This is a genomic window from Lichenicola sp. GTC18331 (assembly GCF_055386855.1).
The window spans coordinates 1-19,074 of the sequence record NZ_AP045015.1 but is presented as its reverse complement, the minus strand read 5'-3'; the positions used below and the strand labels follow the sequence as shown (position 1 = coordinate 19,074).

15 protein-coding genes are annotated in these 19,074 nt (G+C 67.1%); 4 read left to right on the top strand and 11 right to left on the bottom strand.

Annotated features, from left to right (window positions below; genetic code table 11):
* Nucleotides 1-8: 8 nt before the first annotated feature.
* Genes thiO through glmU form a run of 4 tightly spaced genes read right to left on the bottom strand, consistent with a single transcriptional unit; the run spans nucleotide 9 to nucleotide 7,190 of the window.
* Complete coding sequence (gene thiO / locus ACZ5BM_RS00075) at nucleotides 9-968, bottom strand: glycine oxidase ThiO (protein ID WP_498909275.1); 960 nt, start codon at nucleotides 966-968, stop codon at nucleotides 9-11.
* Nucleotides 965-3,970: a rhamnan synthesis F family protein gene (locus ACZ5BM_RS00070; protein ID WP_498909274.1), complete on the bottom strand. Its 3,006-nt coding sequence runs from the start codon at nucleotides 3,968-3,970 to the stop codon at nucleotides 965-967. Before ACZ5BM_RS00070 ends, thiO begins: the two co-directional genes overlap by 4 nt.
* Before the next feature lie 50 nt (nucleotides 3,971-4,020).
* Nucleotides 4,021-5,844 (bottom strand): glutamine--fructose-6-phosphate aminotransferase, encoded by a 1,824-nt coding sequence (gene glmS, locus ACZ5BM_RS00065; RefSeq protein WP_498909272.1) that lies wholly within the window; start codon nucleotides 5,842-5,844, stop codon nucleotides 4,021-4,023.
* Nucleotides 5,844-7,190, bottom strand: coding sequence for a bifunctional UDP-N-acetylglucosamine diphosphorylase/glucosamine-1-phosphate N-acetyltransferase GlmU (gene glmU / locus ACZ5BM_RS00060; RefSeq protein WP_498909271.1), 1,347 nt, complete (start codon nucleotides 7,188-7,190; stop codon nucleotides 5,844-5,846). The genes glmS and glmU overlap by 1 nt, the downstream gene beginning before the upstream one ends.
* Nucleotides 7,191-7,274: 84 nt before the next feature.
* Between glmU and gph the strand changes: the two genes are divergently transcribed.
* Entirely contained in the window at nucleotides 7,275-7,982 is a 708-nt protein-coding gene (gene gph, locus ACZ5BM_RS00055; RefSeq protein ID WP_498909270.1) for an HAD family hydrolase, read from the top strand.
* Between the two features lie 96 nt (nucleotides 7,983-8,078).
* On the opposite strand, the gene ACZ5BM_RS00050 is transcribed toward gph, so the two are convergent.
* Nucleotides 8,079-8,882 (bottom strand): DUF3108 domain-containing protein, encoded by an 804-nt coding sequence (locus ACZ5BM_RS00050; RefSeq protein ID WP_498909269.1) that lies wholly within the window; start codon nucleotides 8,880-8,882, stop codon nucleotides 8,079-8,081.
* A 103-nt stretch (nucleotides 8,883-8,985) separates the two neighbouring features.
* Here ACZ5BM_RS00050 and ACZ5BM_RS00045 point away from each other — a divergent pair, with 103 nt between their 5' ends.
* Nucleotides 8,986-9,447, top strand: coding sequence for a c-type cytochrome (locus ACZ5BM_RS00045; RefSeq protein ID WP_498909268.1), 462 nt, complete (start codon nucleotides 8,986-8,988; stop codon nucleotides 9,445-9,447).
* An 85-nt stretch (nucleotides 9,448-9,532) separates the two neighbouring features.
* Nucleotides 9,533-10,090, top strand: coding sequence for a thioesterase family protein (locus ACZ5BM_RS00040; RefSeq protein ID WP_498909267.1), 558 nt, complete (start codon nucleotides 9,533-9,535; stop codon nucleotides 10,088-10,090).
* A gap of 9 nt (nucleotides 10,091-10,099) precedes the next feature.
* Here ACZ5BM_RS00040 and ACZ5BM_RS00035 read toward each other — a convergent pair whose 3' ends face one another.
* The 5 genes from ACZ5BM_RS00035 to ACZ5BM_RS00015 form a co-directional block, all read right to left on the bottom strand.
* Nucleotides 10,100-10,768, bottom strand: a complete 669-nt coding sequence (locus ACZ5BM_RS00035) for a DUF7002 family protein (RefSeq protein WP_498909266.1) — start codon at nucleotides 10,766-10,768, stop codon at nucleotides 10,100-10,102.
* A 3-nt stretch (nucleotides 10,769-10,771) separates the two neighbouring features.
* On the bottom strand, nucleotides 10,772-13,219 hold the full coding sequence (gene gyrB, locus ACZ5BM_RS00030; RefSeq protein WP_498909265.1) for a DNA gyrase subunit B: 2,448 nt from the start codon (nucleotides 13,217-13,219) through the stop codon (nucleotides 10,772-10,774).
* 62 nt (nucleotides 13,220-13,281) lie between these two features.
* The gene (gene recF, locus ACZ5BM_RS00025) at nucleotides 13,282-14,448 is read right to left on the bottom strand and encodes a DNA replication/repair protein RecF (RefSeq protein WP_498909264.1); all 1,167 of its coding nucleotides are present in this window, start codon (nucleotides 14,446-14,448) and stop codon (nucleotides 13,282-13,284) included.
* 18 nt (nucleotides 14,449-14,466) lie between these two features.
* On the bottom strand, nucleotides 14,467-15,591 hold the full coding sequence (gene dnaN / locus ACZ5BM_RS00020; protein WP_498909263.1) for a DNA polymerase III subunit beta: 1,125 nt from the start codon (nucleotides 15,589-15,591) through the stop codon (nucleotides 14,467-14,469).
* An 82-nt stretch (nucleotides 15,592-15,673) separates the two neighbouring features.
* Nucleotides 15,674-16,504: a CPBP family intramembrane glutamic endopeptidase gene (locus ACZ5BM_RS00015; RefSeq protein ID WP_498909261.1), complete on the bottom strand. Its 831-nt coding sequence runs from the start codon at nucleotides 16,502-16,504 to the stop codon at nucleotides 15,674-15,676.
* 197 nt (nucleotides 16,505-16,701) lie between these two features.
* On the opposite strand from ACZ5BM_RS00015, the gene ACZ5BM_RS00010 reads away from it, so the two are divergent.
* Nucleotides 16,702-17,322: a LysE family translocator gene (locus tag ACZ5BM_RS00010; RefSeq protein WP_498909259.1), complete on the top strand. Its 621-nt coding sequence runs from the start codon at nucleotides 16,702-16,704 to the stop codon at nucleotides 17,320-17,322.
* A 137-nt stretch (nucleotides 17,323-17,459) separates the two neighbouring features.
* On the opposite strand, the gene dnaA is transcribed toward ACZ5BM_RS00010, so the two are convergent.
* Nucleotides 17,460-18,875 carry a chromosomal replication initiator protein DnaA gene (dnaA, locus tag ACZ5BM_RS00005; RefSeq protein ID WP_498911698.1) on the bottom strand — a complete coding sequence of 472 codons (1,416 nt, stop codon included), beginning with the start codon at nucleotides 18,873-18,875 and terminating at the stop codon, nucleotides 17,460-17,462.
* Between the last annotated feature and the right edge of the window lie 199 nt (nucleotides 18,876-19,074).

Genomic DNA, 19,074 nt, shown 5'->3' with positions numbered 1-19,074 from the left:
CGCGGCGTCTAGGCGGCCATGATCCGATCGGCAACTTCGCCGGCCAGAACGGGCCCCATCAAGAACCCGTGCCGGAACATACCGTTCACGTGCAGCACGCCATCGCGCTCCTGCACACGCGGCATGTTGTCCGGCAGAGAGGGCCGCAGGTCGGCCGACATTTCCAGAATCTCCGCCTCGCCAAAGGCCGGATGTAAAGCGAAAGCCGCACTCAGCAGCTCCATCACCGAGCGCACACGCGGCTTCCCACGATCCTCGCTCTCGATCATCGTCGCGCCCAGCATCACCACGCCATTCTCGCGCGGCACCAGATAAAGCGGGAAACGCGGATGCAGCAGACGGATCGGACGATGCAGCGTCACCCCAGACACGCGCAGCAACAGCATCTCGCCGCGCACGCCGCGCAATTCCGGCAGAACCGGTTCCGATCCGATCCCGCGCGCATCCACCACATGGTCGAACGTCCCGTCAGGCTGCGCGCTCTGATTCAGCAGAACCGTCCCGCCCAACGCATGCAGACGCTCCGCCAGCGCCGGCAGCGCGCGCCGCGGGTCGAGATGCGCCTCACCCGCGAAGAACAACCCACGCGAGAAGCGGTCGACCAGATCCGGTTCCAGCGCCGCCAGCTCCGCGCCCTCCACCCAGCGATGCTCGGCCGTGCGACGCGCCATGCGGGCGATCTCGCCGCCATCGCGGCTCAACGCCAGAACCAGCGTACCGGCGGACTCCGTCTCCGGCACATGATGCCGCCACCAGTCGAGCGACGGCAGAGCCTGCTCCACGAGGCCGGGCGGCGCGGTCTCCGCTTCGCACCAGGGCGCCAGCATCCCGCCCGCCTTCCAGGACGCGCCGGAACCGATCGCGTCGCCGCTCTCGGCCAGAACCACGCGCGCCCCGCGCTCGGCCAGCGTCACGGCGCAGCACAGCCCCGCCACACCCGCACCACGCACCAGAACCGAAAACGTCACGACCGTACTCCGTGCGAGCGCCCGAACACGGCGATCTCGCCATTGCCGCAGAAATCGTCCTCGACCGACAAAACGGCGGTCAACACGGGATCCAGACGCAACCGCCCATCGCGCACGGCGGCCAGCATCGCCGTCGCCGCGTCCGGCGGATACCGCAGATCGAGCATATCGGGCCCCCAGCATCGCAAAAGATCAAGCGCATAGCGCTCCGCACCGACATAGAAACGTTCGAGCGCAGTGAAGACGGTTTGCGAATACCCGTCCTCGCGGAACATGGGCGCGGGAGGCGACGAACCGGAATCGTATCCGATCACCTGGCCATGCGGCGCCGTCAGAAACGCCTCCAGCATCAAGCCGAACCCGCCGGTGAAATCCGCCACGTCGCCATCCGCGAAGGCGCCGAACGCATGGCCGCCTCCATCGCTCACCTGCGTCGCGGCATGCGACACGCCCATATAGAGCCCGATCAGCGGCGAACCCGTCACGCGCTGCAGCGCCGCCTGCATGGTGCCGCTATAGCCCACATCCACGAAGGCGCTCGGCCCCTGCCCGATCCCGGCCGCCTCGGCATAGGCAAGCAGCCCTTGGGCCGCGTGGCGGCCATGCTCCTCGATCGGCTCACGCAGCAAGTCCATCGTGCATCGCAGAACGGCGTTGTCGCGCGGCAGGCTGAGCGGCACATGATCGAAGCCGAGCGACGCCTGCGCTTCGAAACCGATCCGCGCCCTCAGGAACGCCTGCAGGCTGCCGTTGAAACCGGCCCCTTTCAGAACCGCATCCACGTCGAGTCCGCCCCCCTGCAACGCGCCCAGCGCCGCACGACGGGAACAATGGAAATACGCCGTGTCCGGCAGGTCGGTGCGACCGCTCGCGCGCGCGACGGCGTCGAACATACGCTTCAGGAAATACCCTTCGCGCGACACGAAGAACAAACGCTTCACCAGGCGCGTCGCAGGATGGCGCATCAACCATGCAGCGAAGCTGAACAGCAACGGTCCGAGCAGCAACGCACCCGCCTGCTCCGGCGCGCGCAACCAGACCGGATTCTCCGCACCGCTTTCCGGCCAGGGCGAGTTGAACAGAATCTCCGCGGCCGGTCCCAGCAGAATATCCGACGCGAGATCGTCCACGCAGGCCGGCGGCAGAAGACCATGCGAACGGAACAGGGCCGACGGCGACAGGACATGCAGATGCCGAAGATCGCGATCGGCGGTGTTCTGAATGTCGGAATGCTCGTTGTCGCCGACATGGAACAGCGCGCCGCGCTCTTCCCGTTTCACCAGATCCCAGAGATCGCCACGATCCTTGCGGGCCCGCCGCTCCGACGACAGATAGATCGCATCGACCGTGTCCGTGAGACCGAACCGACCCAACATGTCGTCGAATTGCGCACGGGTCAGATAGGAGTCGCTGACCAGGATCGTCCTGCGCCCCGCCTCGCGCGCTGCGGCAAGCGCCGCCACGACGGCGCCCCGCGGCCGTAGCGTCCGCAGATCGAGCGCGATCTCCTCCCGCTCCACGAAGGCGATCGCATCCTCGCACCAGCCCTCGCCGGCCTCTTCACGAAAGCAGCGGTGGATTTCGGCGAGATCGACCTCGCCGTCCGAACGCGAGGCGCGCGCGTGCATCTCCGCGGCACGACGACGCGCAACGTAATCCGTCGCCCCAGGGAACCGACACACCACTCCGAGCGCGATGAAACGGTGCACCGCATCCGGCGACAAGCAGCTCCGGGTCAGCAAGGTATCGAACATGTCGAACGAGGCGACATCCGACGCGGCCAATTCCCGCGTCAGTCCGTCACGATCGTATTCCGGATAAAGATCGAGATTGCGACTGCCCCAGCCGATGCGAACGATGCCGCGCACGGCATCGATCTCACGAAACCCGAATCCCGCCGCCCGCGCGATCAGAATGACGGATCGTTCGATCGCATGGGCGACGGTGCCGTCGGTCTGGCCACCCTCTTCCGGAAAGTCCTCTTCCTGCCAGGGATGATCGAGCAGGCGCGCGATCGCCTGCGTTCGCGCCCAGAACATGCCTCCGGCCGGAAAGTCGATCCCGCCCTCCGGCAAACGCCCGGGCAAGCCGAGAAGCGCTAACAACCCGGACACCGCCTCGCGATTGCGCAACCAGGAATACGCCCAGGGACGCACCGCTTCCGGCGGGGCCGGACTCAGCACCCCCAACCGCGGATCGTCATCAAAGGCGTGCAGATATCCGCGGACCACCGACTGCGCCGGCAGCAACGTCGTCAGCAACGACGACCGCCACGCATCGAGCCCGCCTGCACGATACAGAGACCGCTTGGTATGCAGATGCAGCAGGAACTCATGCGCGCGGATCGCGTGGCGGAAATGCACCAGCATCGGCCCAAAATTACGCCCGCGATTGGCGCAGACCGCCACCAGCAGATCGGCCGGCAGGTCGCGCGCCGCCACCGTGTCGCGTATCCCGTTCTCGTGCTCCGCTTCGGCGATCGACACCAGCAGCGTGAAACGGTGCGGCATGAACGACAGCACGTCGCAGATTTCCCCGAACAGTTCGGGATGAAACACATGCACCATCACGGCGACGCTCGGCGCGCACGACAGCGCCGGCAACAACCGCAACGGTTCGACCGCACGCCCCGGCACCCGGCTTGCGGACTCCAATTGCGCCAGGGGCCGCGCCTCGTGATGCGTCTGCTCCAGAAACGCAGCCAGCGGATCGTCGATTCCCGGCCGCAAACGCCAGGAGCGGCGCAGGAAATCCTCCGGATCGAACAAAGGCCCTGGCGACGCGCGCGCCGCCACGCCCCAACTCAGATAATGATCGACCGGGGCGAGATCGCTGTCCCGCGCCGCCGGATAGCGCGACACATACCAGTCCGCATCGAACAAACCCGAGCGCGACACACGCTCGCGACGCGCCCGCATCTCCGCACGCCGCCGCAACCCGTCCTGTCTCGGATCGGGCGCGGTCGGATCGGACGCGGGCGCGGGCGCTTCGGTGTCGGCCATGGGCTCAGGCTAACACCGGCAAGCCGCCAGGGTCAGCCGGAAAACCCCGCCTATTCGACGGTGACGGATTTTGCCAGATTGCGCGGCTGATCCACATCCGTGCCCTTCAGCAGCGCCACCTCGTAGGCCAGCATCTGGACGGCGATGCTGTGCAGGATCGGCGCCACGAAATCATGCACCTCCGGCAACTCGATCACATGCTCGGCGAGCGGGCGCAGCCGCACTGCACCAGCGGCATCGGTGAAGCACAGCAGGCGCCCGCCGCGCGCCCGCGCTTCCTGCAGATTGGACGCCGTCTTCTCGAACAAACGCCCGGACGGCACGCTGGCGACGATCGGCACATTGCGGTCGATCAGCGCGATCGGACCATGCTTCATCTCGCCAGCCGCATAGGCCTCGGCATGGATGTAGCTGATCTCCTTCAGCTTCAAGGCGCCTTCCAGAGCCACAGGGAACTGCGAACCGCGCCCCAGATACAGAACGTCGCGCGCATCGGCGACCATGGACGCCGCCTCCTGGATCGCTGGCTGCAACGCGAACAATTCCGCAGCACGCCCGGGCAGATCGAGGAGCGCCTGGACCAATGCCTCCTCCCGCTCTTCCGTCATCGATCCGCGCGCACGGCCGAACGCGATCGACAAACACGCCAGCACCGACAGCTGCGCCGTGAACGCCTTCGTGCTGGCCACGCAGATCTCTGGACCCGCCACCGTGTCCAGCACCACGTCGCTTTCCCGCGCCATGGTGCTTTCCGACACGTTCAGCACCGACATCACATGCTGGCCGCCCTCGCGCAGGGAGCGCAGGGCCGCCAACGTATCCGCGGTCTCGCCGGACTGGCTGATCAACAGACCCAGCCCGCCCTTCGCCAAAGGCGGCTCGCGATAGCGAAGTTCGCTGGCCACATCGGCATCCACCGGGATACGCGCTTCCGCTTCCAGCCAGTACCGCCCGATCAACCCGGCATAGAACGCCGAACCGCAGGCGGTCATGGTGATGCGCGGGATCGCCGCCAGATCGAACGGCAGTTCCGGCATCACCACCCGACGCGTCGCCGGATCGATCATCCGCTGCAAGGTCTGCCCGATCACCAGCGGATGCTCGTGCAGCTCCTTTTCCATGAAGTGCCGATACCCGTCCTTGCCGATCGCGCCGCCCGGAAGCGCGCTGATGCTGATCTCGCAGGAGGTCTGGTTGCCATCCGCATCGAAGAAACGCGCATCCTCGCGCGACAGAACCGCCCAGTCCCCATCGCGCAGATACGCGATCCGGCGCGTCAGCGGTGCCAGCGCCAGGCTGTCCGACCCCAGGAACATCTCGCCGTCGCCGAACCCGACTGCCAGGGGCGCACCATGGCGCGCGCCGATCATCAGCTCGGGGTGGCCGGCGAAGATCATCGCCAGCGCATAGGCGCCGCTCAAACGTTGCAGACAGGCATGGGCGGCTTCAGCGGGCGCCATGCCGCGCTTCAGGTTCAGATCCACCATCTGCGCCACGGTTTCCGTGTCGGTCTCGGTGGAGAACACCTGCCCTTCCGCTTCCAGCTCGGCACGCAATTCGGCATGGTTCTCGATGATGCCGTTATGCACCACCGAGACGCGCTCGGTGCCGTGCGGATGCGCGTTGCCCTCGGTCGGCGCGCCATGCGTCGCCCAGCGCGTATGCCCGATCCCGGTCAGGCCGGGCAAAGGCGACCGTTCGAGAACATGCTCGAGATTGTCGAGCTTTCCTTCCGCGCGGCGACGCTCGATATGGCCGTTCACCAGCGTTGCGATGCCGGCGGAATCGTAGCCGCGATATTCGAGACGACGCAGCGCGCCGAACACCATCGGCGTCGCGTCCTGGCGTCCGACGACGCCCACAATGCCGCACATCAGTTCTTGCCCTGCTTGATGCGGGCGCGAAGCGTTTCCGCCCCGCCCGTCTTGGTTGTTTGCCGCGCACGCCCGAAGGCGAGGTCGTTCTCGTCCACCGCGTCGGTGATGGTACTCCCCGCCGCGACGAACGCCCGATCCCCGATCGTCACCGGCGCCACCAGCGTCGCATTCGACCCCACGAACACATCCGCACCGAGCACGGTGCGATGCTTGTTCACCCCGTCGTAATTGCAGGTGATGGTGCCGGCGCCGATATTCGTGCGCGCGCCGACCGTCGCATCGCCCAGATAGGTGAAGTGGTTCGCCTTGGCCCCTGCGCCAAGTGTCGCGTTCTTCAACTCGACGAAATTGCCGACATGTGCCGCGGCACCCACATCCGCGCCCGGTCGCAGACGCGCGAACGGTCCCACCATCGCGCCGTCGCCGATCACGGCCCCTTCCAGATGGGAGAAACTCCTGATCTCCACACCCGATCCGACCACGACGCCCGGCCCGAACACGACGTTCGGATGCACCACCGTATCCGCGCCGATCACCGTATCCGCCTGCAGGAACACGGTGTCCGGCGCCAGCAGCGTGACGCCCGCCTCCATCGCCGCCCGGCGCAGACGGCGCTGGATCACCGCCTCCGCTTCCGCCAGCTCGGCCTTGGAATTCACGCCGCGCAGTTCCTCTTCCGGCGCCTCCACATGGCGCACCCGCGCCCCGTCGGCCGCCGCCAGTGCCACCACATCTGTCAGGTAGAACTCGCCCTTGGCGTTGGTGTTCTCCACACGGCGCAGCCAGCCCGCGAACCGGCCCGCCTCGGCGCAGAGAACGCCCGCGTTGCACAGCCCGATCGCCCGCTCTGCCGCGTTCGCCTCGGCCCATTCGACGATCCGCAGCACCTGCTCGCCGCCCGAACCGTCCGGCTCGGTCACCAGACGGCCGTAGCGCGCGGGATCGGCCGGGCGCATCGCCAGCAGCGCCAGATCGGTGCCGGGCTCGGCACGGCGCGCCACCAGGCGCCGCAGTGTGTCCACCGTCACCAGCGGATTATCCGCATAAAGCACCGCCACGTCGCCGCCGCCGAACAGGTCCACCGCCTGCAACGCCGCATGCGCCGTGCCCAGACGGTCGTGCTGGACCACCACCGGATGCGGCGACGCCACCGCTTCCAGCGCCTCCATGCCCGGCCCGACCACGACCACCACGCGCTGGAACACCGCCTCGGCGGCGTCGATCAGATGACGCAGCATCGGCCGTCCGGCCAGGGCGTGAAGGGCCTTGGGCAGATGCGAGCGCATCCTGGTTCCAAGGCCGGCGGCGAGCAGGATGGCGGTGGCATCGACACGATCGGACATGGCTTCGGCGGTAGCGGCAGCGGCCGATCCCTGTCAAACCCGTGGGGCTTCTGTTTCGGATCAACAAGCGTTACGCATTGCTGCATGCCGAACAGCCATGCGAACACCAGCGACCCGGGCCGCCTGCTCCTGCTCGATCTGGACGGCACTCTGGTGGATTCCGCCGCGGGCCTCCTCGCCAGCACCAACCGCATGCTCGCCGCACGCGAGCTCGCCCCGATCACGCTGCCCGACATCCGCATCATGATCGGCGACGGCATCGCCGCCCTGGTCCGCCGCGCCCTGGCCTTCCGTGACATGCCGTTCGACGAGGCCGCCCTCGCCGAATTCGCCGCCGATTACGAGCGCAGCGCCGCCGACCATTCCCCGCTCTTTCCCGGCATCCAGAGCATGCTCGGCCGCGCGCTCCAGGATGGATGGCGCCTCGCCGTCTGCACCAACAAGCCGGTCGGCGCCGCGCGCACCCTGCTGTCCGCACTCGGCATCGCCCATCTGTTCGCCGCCATCGGTGGCGGCGACAGCTTTCCCGTCCGCAAGCCCGATCCCGAACATGTGCGCATGACCATGCTCGCCGCGGGCTGCGTGCCGGAACGCTCCGTCATGGTCGGCGACCACCGCAACGACGTCCAGGCCGCCATCGGCGCCGGTATCCCCGCCATCTTCGCCGACTGGGGCTACGGCGCGCCCGGCATGTCCAACGGCGCCGCCGCCATCGCCGAAACGCCGGATGCGGTTCCCGTGCTCGCCGCACGCATCCTCGCCAGCGGTCCGTTCAAGGGACGCGCCGGCTAGTCCGGTTCGCGGGAAACCCGCACGATCCCACCTGGCGAAACCCCTCTCCGGAACCCGCGCCGAGGCGCCCACCCCGCTCGCCGGGCGGGTACCACCCTACTCCACTTGCGCCGACCGCATCCGCAGGGTCGCACGCCCCCACAGCGCGCTCTCGAACACCGCCTTCACCGCCGCCACCGGCGCTCCGGCCACCGGCGCCGCCAGCCACGCGCTCCCGTGCAGCGGCTTCAACAAGCGCGCCCGCGTGTCGTCGCGCAGAAACCCGCCCAGTTGCCGGCTGACGAAATCGCAGCGCAACGCCCGGCCGGAAAACGCCCCCGCATCCGTCACCGCCTCCTCGCCGCCGGTCGTCACCTCCAGGCGCGACAGCCGCCGCCCGTCGAACACCAGCGCCTGCCCATCGCAGCGCCCGGTCCGCGACACCAGACGCGACAGTTCCACCACCGCCGCCAACGTGTCGACCGCACCCTTCGTTTCCGCCGGCGAGACGGGCTCCCGGTCCGGCTCCGGCGGCGTCAGCGTTTCCAGCACCGGGTTGCCGTCCGGATAGGCGATCCGCACCGCCCGGTCCGCACCACGCGAATGTCCCGCGCTCCGGAACATCTGCGGGATCACGCGGTCCGCCGCGAAACGCCCGCTCCCCGTGCTCCACACATCGCTGCGCGCCAGCACGCCCACCAGCCCCACCGTCCGCGTATGCACGTTGATGGCATAGCCGGACGGTTCGAGCTGCGTCCGCGTCTGCATGTCCACCAGGGTCAGCCCATGGCTCGACAGCGTGTAATCGACCGACAAACCCCGCACGGTATCCGCATGCACGGGCGCGCAGACCCCGAACGACACCGCCAGGGCAGCGACCATACGGGCAAGAACAAGAACCGGACTCTTCACGTTCAGCATTGCCCCCACATGCGAACGCCGCCCTGCCGCCGCAACCCGATCGCCGCTCTGGCGTGATTCTTGCTCGGCCGTATCGTTTCCCGAACCCGGAGTGCTCTCGTCCATGCGTCTCGCTTTCGCATCCGCCGCCGCCATCCTCGCCTTGTCGGCCGCCCATGCTCAGGCCGCCCCGGACGGCAACGCCCTGTTCGCCGCCAATTGCGCCGCCTGCCACCAGGCCGACGCCTCCGGACAGCCCGGACAGTTCCCGCCGCTCAAGAACCGCATCGACAAGATCGCCGCCACGCCGGAAGGCAAAGCCTACCTCGCCGACGTGCTCACGCACGGGCTGAACGGCTCCATCGACGCCGCGGGCGATTCCTTCGCGGGCTTCATGCCCTCCTTCGCCCGCCTGCCGGACGAGCAGATCGCCGCCATCCTGAGCACGATCGCCGCCATGGGCGACACCAAGCCGGCGCCCGTGTTCACCGCCGCCGATATCGCCGCGGCCCGCGCGCGCAACCTCACCGCCGCCGCCGTGAACGCTGAGCGCACCGACCTCGACGGCAAGCACAAGCTGCCCTGAGCGCTTCCTTTCCGAACCGGACACGGCAAGACTGAGCGTGGGGCGGCGCAAGAACCGCCCCGCCGGAACAGGAGCGTTCGGATCGATGTATCCCTGGTTCAGATTGCTGCGCGTGGCGATGGCCCGCGTCGACGGACCGCCGCCGGGCGCGTTCGATACCACCGTGATCCGCCTGCGCGCTTGGCCGAACGATCTCGACCTCAACGTCCACGTCAACAACGGACGCATCCTGTCCCTGGCCGATCTCGGCCGCATCGACTGGTTCCGGCGCGCAGGCCTTCTGCGCGTCGCGCGGGAGCGCAAGGCGTTTCCGGTGATCGGCGACGCCATCGCCAAGTTCCGCCGCGAACTGCGCGCCTTCGAACGCTTCGAGATCCAGAGCCGGCTGATCGGATGGGACGAGCGCTGGGCCTATCTCGAACACCGCTTCGTCAAAGGAGGCCGCGTGTTCGGCGTGGTCGCCATTCGCGGCATGTTCACCGGCAAGAACGGACCGGTTCCACCACAGGACCTCGTCGACGCTCTCGGACGCACGGAGCGATCCCCGCCTTTGCCGGACTGGGCTCTTTCCTTCGATGCCAGCTGCGAACGTCTCAGCGAAACCCTGCGCGCCGAAGAACGCGCCGCCGGACAGCGCGGCTGACGCCCGACGCTACATCAGCCTCCGAAGCACCGCCGCACCGCGCATCACGGACACGCCCCGAACGAAGCGCGCCACATCCGGCACACCGCCGGACACGCACAACTCCACCACCGCCTCCTTGTTCGCGCGCCGTTTCCTCCAGTCCGAGTAAGGAAATTCCGCGATCGGCAGAAACGTATCGCGGCCACGCGGCGTACCGAAGGGCCTGGTCGCACCGCTATTGATCGGCGACAAGGTGATCCGTTGCCGATACGCCGTCACCAGCGCGCTGGAATCGAGCTCCAGCACATCATGTTCGAGCGCACGATACGGTCTGGCATCCAGCAATCGCAGCAATCGTGCGCGCGTCAACCAGAAGAACACCCGCGCATTCAGCAGGCGATACCAATCCGCCGGCTCCAGCCCGTCGCGCAGGCAGCGACGCAAACCGGCATCGTCCATCGGCTTCTGATCGCGCAACAGAACGCGTCCATGCACCGGATGCGCCAACGCCACCCCTTCGGGACGATGCTCGCTCTCGATCCGCCGACGCTCGTCACCGGCCACATCCCACAGATCGAGCAGCGCGCTCGTGCTCAGGAGCCCGTGCCGCGCGATCTGCGGCCAGCTTCCGCACTCCGCAGCGTGGAACAGAACCGGATGCGCCGCGAGCAGCCCATCCAGCTCCTCTTCCGTCATCGCTCACACGTCGAGATTGGCGACCTTCAGGGCATTGCCGACGATGAAGTCACGACGCGGCTCGACCACATCGCCCATCAGCGTCGAGAACACCTGCCCGGCATCCTCCACATCGCCGACACGCACCTGCAGCAGCGTCCGCACCGCCGGATCGAGCGTCGTGGTCCAGAGCTGCTCGGCGTTCATCTCGCCCAGGCCTTTGAACCGGTTGATCGCCAAACCCTTGCGTCCCTGCGCCAGGATCCGGTCGAACACCGACGCCGGACCCGCAGCGCGCTGCGCATTGCCGTCCAACGTCAACACCGCCTCGCCGCCGAAATCCTTCGCCAGCAGATCGGCATGCTGTGCCAGCCACAACACGTCGGCAGAACGCAGAGTCGCCGGGTCGAGACGGTACAATTCCCCCACACCCCGCACGGTGCGCGCGAAGGTGATGCCGGTATCGTCCGGCGTCACGGTCCAGCCGCGCTCCCCTTCCGGCGATGCCGCATTCAGGCGATCCACCAGAGCCTGAGCGCGCGACAAGGAAACACCCACATCCGCCGTCAGCGCACCGGCGATCGCCGCCTGCTCCAGAATCCAGACCGGCGCGCGCACGCTCAAACGACGCAAAGCCCGCGTCGCCTCGCGCAGCCAGCCGGTCTCGGCCTCCAGCGCCGCACCGACCAGCTCGCGCCCGTCGGCGTAGCGCAGGCTCGCATTGTTCAGCGCCTTGTCGAGCAGATACTGCTCCAGCGCCGCATCGTCCTTCAGATAGCGTTCATCGTTGCCACGCTTGGCACGATACAGAGGCGGCTGGGCGATATAGAGATGGCCGCGCTCGATCAGCTCCGGCATCTGCCGGAAGAAGAAGGTCAGCAGCAGCGTGCGGATATGCGAGCCGTCCACGTCGGCGTCCGTCATGATGACGATGCGGTGGTAACGCAGCTTGTCCGCCGTGAAACCGCCCTGCTCCGGCTCGCCGCGTCCGATGCCGGTGCCGAGCGCGGTGATCAGCGTGCCGATCTCCGCGGAACCCAGCATGCGATCAAAGCGCGCACGCTCCACGTTCAGGATCTTGCCTTTCAGCGGCAGGATCGCCTGGAAACGACGATCGCGCCCCTGCTTGGCGGTGCCGCCCGCGGAGTCACCCTCGACCAGGAAGATTTCCGCCTTCGACGCGTCGCGCTCCTGGCAATCCGCCAGCTTGCCCGGCAGAGAGGAGATATCGAGCACGCCCTTGCGTCGCGTCAGCTCGCGCGCACGACGCGCCGCTTCGCGCGCGGCCGCCGCATCCATCACCTTGGCGACGATGGCGCGTGCTTCCTTCGGATGCGTCTCGAACCAGTGCGAGATCGCGTCCGACACCGCCGCATGCACCACGGGCTGCACCTCGGAGCTGACCAGCTTGTCCTTGGTCTGCGACGAGAATTTCGGGTCCGGCACCTTCACCGACAGAACGGCGGTGAGTCCCTCACGCATATCCTCGCCGGACAGGGCGAGCGCGTCCTTCTTGCCGACCCCTTCGGCATATTTTCCGACCACGCGCGTCAACGCCTGACGGAAACCAGCCAGATGCGACCCGCCGTCACGCTGCGGAATGTTGTTGGTGAAACACAGCATCGTCTCGTGGAAGCTGTCGTTCCAGGTGCAGGCGAACTCCACCTTCACGCCGTTGGCATCGTCCGCGCCATCGGCGGTGATCGGCTCCGGCACCACCTGCGCCTTGCCGCGATCGAGCCATTCCACGAAGGCGATCAGACCGCCCTCGAAGCAGAAGCGCTGCTCCTGCGCCGGCGCATGGCGCTCGTCGCGCAGAACGATCTCCAGGCCCGAATTCAGAAACGCCAGCTCGCGCAAGCGGCGTTCCAGGATCGGAAACTCGAACTCCACCTTCGCGAACGTCCCGGCGCTCGGCTTGAACGTCACCTGCGTGCCGCGCGGCGCGTCGCTCGGCCCGACCACAGACAAGGGCGCCATGGTCTCGCCGTGCTCGAACCGGATCATGTGCTCCTGGCCCTGACGCCAGATCCGCACGTCCATCCATTCCGACAGGGCATTCACCACGGCGGCACCCACGCCATGCAGACCGCCGGAAACCTTGTAGCTGTTCTGGTTGAACTTGCCGCCGGCATGCAGCTTCGTCAGCACCACCTCGGCGGCGCTGATGCCCTCCTCGACATGCATGTCGGTCGGAATGCCACGGCCGTTGTCGCGCACGGTGACGCTGCCGTCGCCGTTCAGCGTCACGAAGCACGACGTCGCATGACCCGCCTGCGCCTCGTCCACGGCGTTGTCGATGATCTCGAACGCCATGTGGTGCAGGCCGGACCCGTCATCGGTATCGCCGATATACATGCCGGGCCGCTTGCGCACCGCGTCCAGCCCCTTGAGCACGGAGATGGAGGCCGCATCGTAGTCGGCCACGGGCACGGCCGGCTGCGCAGAGGACCCGGAATTGTTGTCTTGCATGCCGACGAGATGCTCCAGAACCGAACGAACGAACCCAAACGGGCGAAAGCGGAATCAACGCATTATACGCCGTCGCCCTCCAGGGAACCAGCGTCGAACAGCATCCCTCCGCCGGCGCGGATCATCTCGGCCTGCGACCGCAGCGGCGCGAACGGTTCCGCATCGGTCCCGGTCAGGATCGCCTGCGACGGGGTGCGAGACAGCGCCTCGAACAAAGCCCGCCGCCGCTCCTCGTCCAGATGCACCAGAGGCTCGTCCAGAAGCAGGATCGGCGCATTCCCGCTCGCACGACCGATCAATTCCGCATGCGCCAGAACCACGCCGATCAGCAGCGCCTTCTGCTGTCCCGTGGAGGCGCCCGCCGCAGGCCGCCCCGTTTCGCGGTCGGACAACACCAGATCCGCCTTGTGCGCCCCCAAGGACGCCCCGCCCGCCGCACGGTCCGCGTTGCGCGCCTCGGCCAGCGATGCACGCAGCCAATCCTCCACCGCCAGGGCCGGTTCTCCGTCCAGACGCGCACACAAGGCGCAGGACAAGGACAGCACCGCGGGCGGAAACCCGGTGCGCTCACCACGCTCGGCCAGCGCGTTCAACTGCGCCACCAACCCACGCCGGGCCGCACTCGCCGCCACGGCATGACGCGCCATCGACAATTCGAGCCCGTCGATCCACGCCCCGCTGCCGCGCCCCGTCGCCAGCAGCCGGTTGCGCCCCTGCATCGCCTCGTCATGCGCGGCGATCTCGCGCGCATGACCAGGATCGAGCGCCAGAACCAGACGATCCAGAAACCGCCTGCGCCCAGACGCCCCTTCGCTGAACAGCCGGTCCATCTGCGGCGTCAGCCACACCGCCGAAAGCCGCTCGCCCAGCGCGTTGCGGTTGCGCAGAGCCTGCCCGTCGAGCCGGAACGCACGCCGCCCGTTGGCCGAAGCGACGCCGTTCTGCTCCGGCGGCGTGCCGGTCCCGGCCTCGAACGAGTCCGCACCCGCCTCGAACCGTGCCGCCACCGCCCAGCGCGCGCTGCCATGGCGCGGCAGCTCGGCCATGCGCGCGCCACGCAAGCCGCGCCCAGGCACGAGCAGCGAAACGGCTTCCAGCAGATTGGTCTTGCCGGAGCCGTTCGGCCCGGTCAGCACCACGACGCGACTGGAAAAGTCGCGCCGCAGGGTCTCGTAGTTACGGAAGTCGGTCAGAACCAGGCGCCGCAGCGCCGGCCCCTCACCCGCCATGGAGGCTCGAACGCGCGACTACACCCGCATCGGCATCAGAACGTAGAGCGCGGACGGGCTGTCCACATCCCGCACCACGGTCGGCGCCGAACTGTCGGAGAAGGCGAATTCCACATCCTTCTCGATCTGGTCGGTGATGTCGTTCAGGTAGCGCGCCTGGAATCCGATCTCGATCGGCCCGGCCTCGTAGCTCACGGTGCCGTCGTCCAGCTCTTCCTTGGCCGTGCCCTGGTCCGGGCTCGCCGCGGACAAGGTCAGCAGATGCTTCTCCAGGGACAGCTTCACGGGGCGCGAACGCTCCTGGCTGATCGCGGAAACGCGCGCCACGGCATCGGCGAAATCGCGCTTGCCGACACGCAGGATCTTGTCGTTGTCGCGCGGAATCACGCGCTCGTATTCCGGGAAGGTGCCGTCGATCAGCTTCGAGGTCAGCATCACCGTGCCGACGGTGAACTGGATGCGGGTTTCCGACAGCGCCACCTCGACCTCTTCAGGCGCCTCGTCGAGCAGCTTGCGGATCTCGGCCACCGTCTTGCGCGGCACGATCACGCCCGGCATGCCCGACGCACCGGCCGGAAGCTCGGTCTCCACGCGCGCCAGACGATGCCCGTCCGTCGCCACGGCGCGCAGCATCTCGCCGGCGTCGCCCTTGGCCACATGCAGATAGATGCCGTTCAGGTAGTAGCGGGTTTCTTCCGTGCTGATCGCGAAACGCGACCGGTCGATCAGCCCGCGCAGAACGCCGGAACCGATCTTGAACTTGTGCGGCAACTGCCCTGCGGTCATGGACGGGAAATCGTCCACCGCCAGAACGTTCAGGCTGGTCGCATAGCGTCCGGCGCGCAGCGCCAAAGGCGCGTCGCCGCCGGACTGGTCCAGCTCGATCTCGGTATCGCCGCCGAGCTTGCGCACGATCTCGAACAGAACCGAGGCCGGCGCGGTGGTCGAACCGTCACGGCTGACGCTCGCCGTCACCTCCTCGACGATGGCGATCTCCATGTCGGTGGCGGTCAGGGTCAAACGCGAGCCCTGCGCCTGGATCAGCACGTTCGCCAGGATCGGAATCGTGTTGCGCTTCTCGGCCACGCTCTGGATGTGAGCGAGCGCCTTCAGCAGGGTCGTCCGATCGGCCTTGAACTTCATGATCCTGCACTCGCCGGCAACAAAACTGAGGGGCCAGGACCTTAGCAGCCCGCCGCCCCCCGGAAAAGCCGCCCTCCCCGCCCTAGGCCGCCACCACCTTCCGCCGCCCGCGCCGCCGCAGCAGCACCAACGGCCCCGCCATCAGCACCAGCAGCATCAGCAGACAGAACACGCTGTTCTCGTAGCCCGCGGCCCCACCCGTCACCCAATCCGGCCCGCTGGCCCGCACCACCAGCAGATGTTCGGCCGGCGTATCCACGCCGCTATCGGCGCCGGAAAAGATCACCCCTTCGGCGTAGTCGACCCCCACATGCAGCCCGATGCCGTACCAGAGCGACCCCGTCGCACGACGCAACAGGCTGAAGCACAGCCCCGCCACGACGATGATCGCCACGCTGCCCACACCCTCGCCCGGATTGAAGCCGTGCGCCGCACCGAACAGAAACGAGGTCAGCAGCGCCGCCAGCCAGAACCCGCCGCTTCGTTCCAGGACGGTGAAGGCATAGCCGCGGAACCACGCCTCCTCGAACACGCCCACCAGAAGATAGGTCGCCGCACTCACGCATGCGACCGGGCAACCGGTCCAGAACGCGTTCTTCCAGCCCAGGATCTCGAACGATCCGAAACAGGCGATCGCACCGACCACCAGCGCCATTCCGGCGAGCCCACTCAGCACACCGACCGACAAACGCGTCAGGCCGCCGCGATCGAGCGGCAACCCGCTGAACGCGAACACATCCCGCCTGCGGCGAAACGCGATCATCAGCAGAACCATCACCAGCAGGGCGCAGGCCTCCGCGACCATGCCCGGCACCAGGCGAGACACAGGCGGTCCGGACAGCCAGGCGGCGATGCGGTGGATCGCGCGACCGACAAAATGCGGCAGAAACAGCGCCCCGATCGCCAGGAGCATGAACGCGAGCGCATGCAGTATGCCTAAAAGCCGAGCCTTCACGCCACGCATCGTATCCTCCCGCACCGCAGTTCGCCCGGAGCCTGCCGACGCCGCCGGAACCGGAACGTTACCGCAACAGATATAGCAACCGGTTTCCTTTCGAAGCCGCACGAAAACGCACTGCCATCGCCGCCGGCCCATGCCATGCTGGGTGCATGCTACACGCCCCGCTCCTGCTCGCCTTCGCCGCCGCTGCGACCCTGTTCGCCATCACGCCCGGAATCGACACCGCGCTCGTGCTGCGTACGGCCGCGATCAACGCACGCGCCGCTTTGTTCGCAGCACTCGGCATCTGTCTCGGCTGCTTGTGCTGGGGCGTCGCCGCGTCGCTCGGCCTCGGCGCCGTACTGCGCGCCTCTGCTCTGGCCTACGCGGCGGTGAAATGGACAGGCGCCGCCTATCTGGTCTGGGTCGGCGTCCGCTTGCTGCTGAAACCCCGGCAGGCCCTCGGTGCCGATACCGTCAGCGTCCAATCGAACGCAGCCGCTTCCCTGAGGCGCGGCTTCCTGACCAATATCCTCAATCCGAAAGTCGGCGTGTTCTACATCACCTTCCTGCCGCAATTCGTGCCGCACGGCGCGCCTGTCGCCACCACGTCGATCCTGCTGGCCGCGATCCATGTGGCGATCTCGTTCGCCTGGTTCTGCGCCCTGGTCGCCACGATCGCCCCGCTCGGGCGCTTCCTGCGCAAGCCAAGCGTGGTCCGCACGCTGGATCGCCTCACCGGCGGCGTTTTCATCGCGTTCGGTGTCAAACTCGCCGTCGCACGCGGCTAGAAGCTTCTTTTTCTGAAGAAAAAGAAGCAAAAAGACTTTTATCCGTTTGGGTTCAGAGTCTTTCGATCCTTACCGAACCAAACGGACAAGAGTTCTTTGGTTCTTTCTTTCAAGAAAGAACATCCCTCCAGCCGTGATCAGCTTTCCAGCATACGGCGCAGCAGCTCGACATCCTCGGCGAATGCGCTGTCGGTCGTCATCAGCTCCTGTACGCGGCTCACCGCATGCATCACCGTGGTGTGGTCGCGATTGCCGAACTTGCGGCCAATTTCCGGCAGGGACCGGCTGGTGAGCTGCTTCGACAGATACATCGCCACCTGACGCGGACGCGCCACCGCACGCGCACGACGCGCCGAACTCATATCCGTCAGGCGGATATTCCAGTGCTCGGACACCTTGCGCTGGATTTCCTCAATGGTGACGCGGCGATCATGCGCCTTCAGGATGTCGTGCAACACCTCCTGCGTCGCTTCCAGCGTCACGGGACGGCCGAACAGATTGGCATGCGCGATCAAACGGTTCAGCGCGCCTTCTAACTCGCGAACGTTTGTCGTGATCTTGTGCGCCAGGAATTCGAGCACCTTGGGCGGCACGGCCACGCCGGAAGCCTGCGCCTTCGCTTCCAGAATGGAAATGCGAAGTTCGAAGGTGGTGGCATGGATGTCGGCCACCATGCCGCAACCGAGACGCGTGCGCAGACGATCCTCGAGCCCGGACAGATCGCTCGGCGACTTGTCCGCCGACACCACGATTTGCTTGCCCGCATCCACCAGCGCGTTGAAGGTGTGGAAGAACTCTTCCTGCGTGTTGTCCTTGCCGATCAGGAACTGCAGATCGTCGATCATCAGCACGTCGACCGAACGGAGCTGCTCCTTGAACTCCATGGTCTGCTGCGAGCGGATCGCGGCAATGAATCGGTACATGAACTTCTCGGCCGACATGTAGGCGACCGACACCGCCCCGCCGCTGCGGTCTGGGCGCGTCAGCTCGAGACCCACGGCATGCATCAGATGCGTCTTGCCGAGACCGACCCCGCCATACAGGAACAAAGGATTGAAGCCGGGGCTGGACGGACGCTCCGCCACGCGGCGCGCGCAGGCATAGGCGAACTCGTTCGGCTTGCCGACCACGAACCCGTCGAACGAGAAACGCGGATCGAGCGGCGCCGCCAGATCGGAATTCTTTTCCAGAACCGGCGCAACGGCCGTCATGGGCGCAGCCGGCACGGCCGGACGCACCGCTTCCGCCGTCGCCGAACCGTCCTCGACCGGCTCAGCACGCAGCTGCGCCGCATGATCCGGAGCCAGCGCAAGCTCCACACGGCGGATCTCCGCCACCTCGGCATGCCACAGCGCACCCAGGCGATCGCCGTACTGGCTGCGCACCCAGTCGCGCAGGAAGCGCGTCGGCAGATACAGCGTGATCTCGTCCTGATCCACCGCGCCCAGGGTCATCTGGCGCAGCCAAGTCCGATACTCGACCTCGCCCACCTCGAGCTGCAGGCGCGCGCAGATACGGCCCCAATGCGCCGCGAACGGATGTCCACCGCGCATGTCCGAACCACGGGCCGGCCCTTCACCGTCGAACCGATCCAGCGCCACGCCACCGTGCCCGTCCGCCACCATCACCCCACCGGGACTGCCGCCCATCATCGTTGTTGACATCACCGAACGGCTCTCAATTCCCAGAACACAGCTTTCCCATCCGCGAAACACGGTCGAAACGAACGTGGCAAGAAGGGGATTGCCGTTT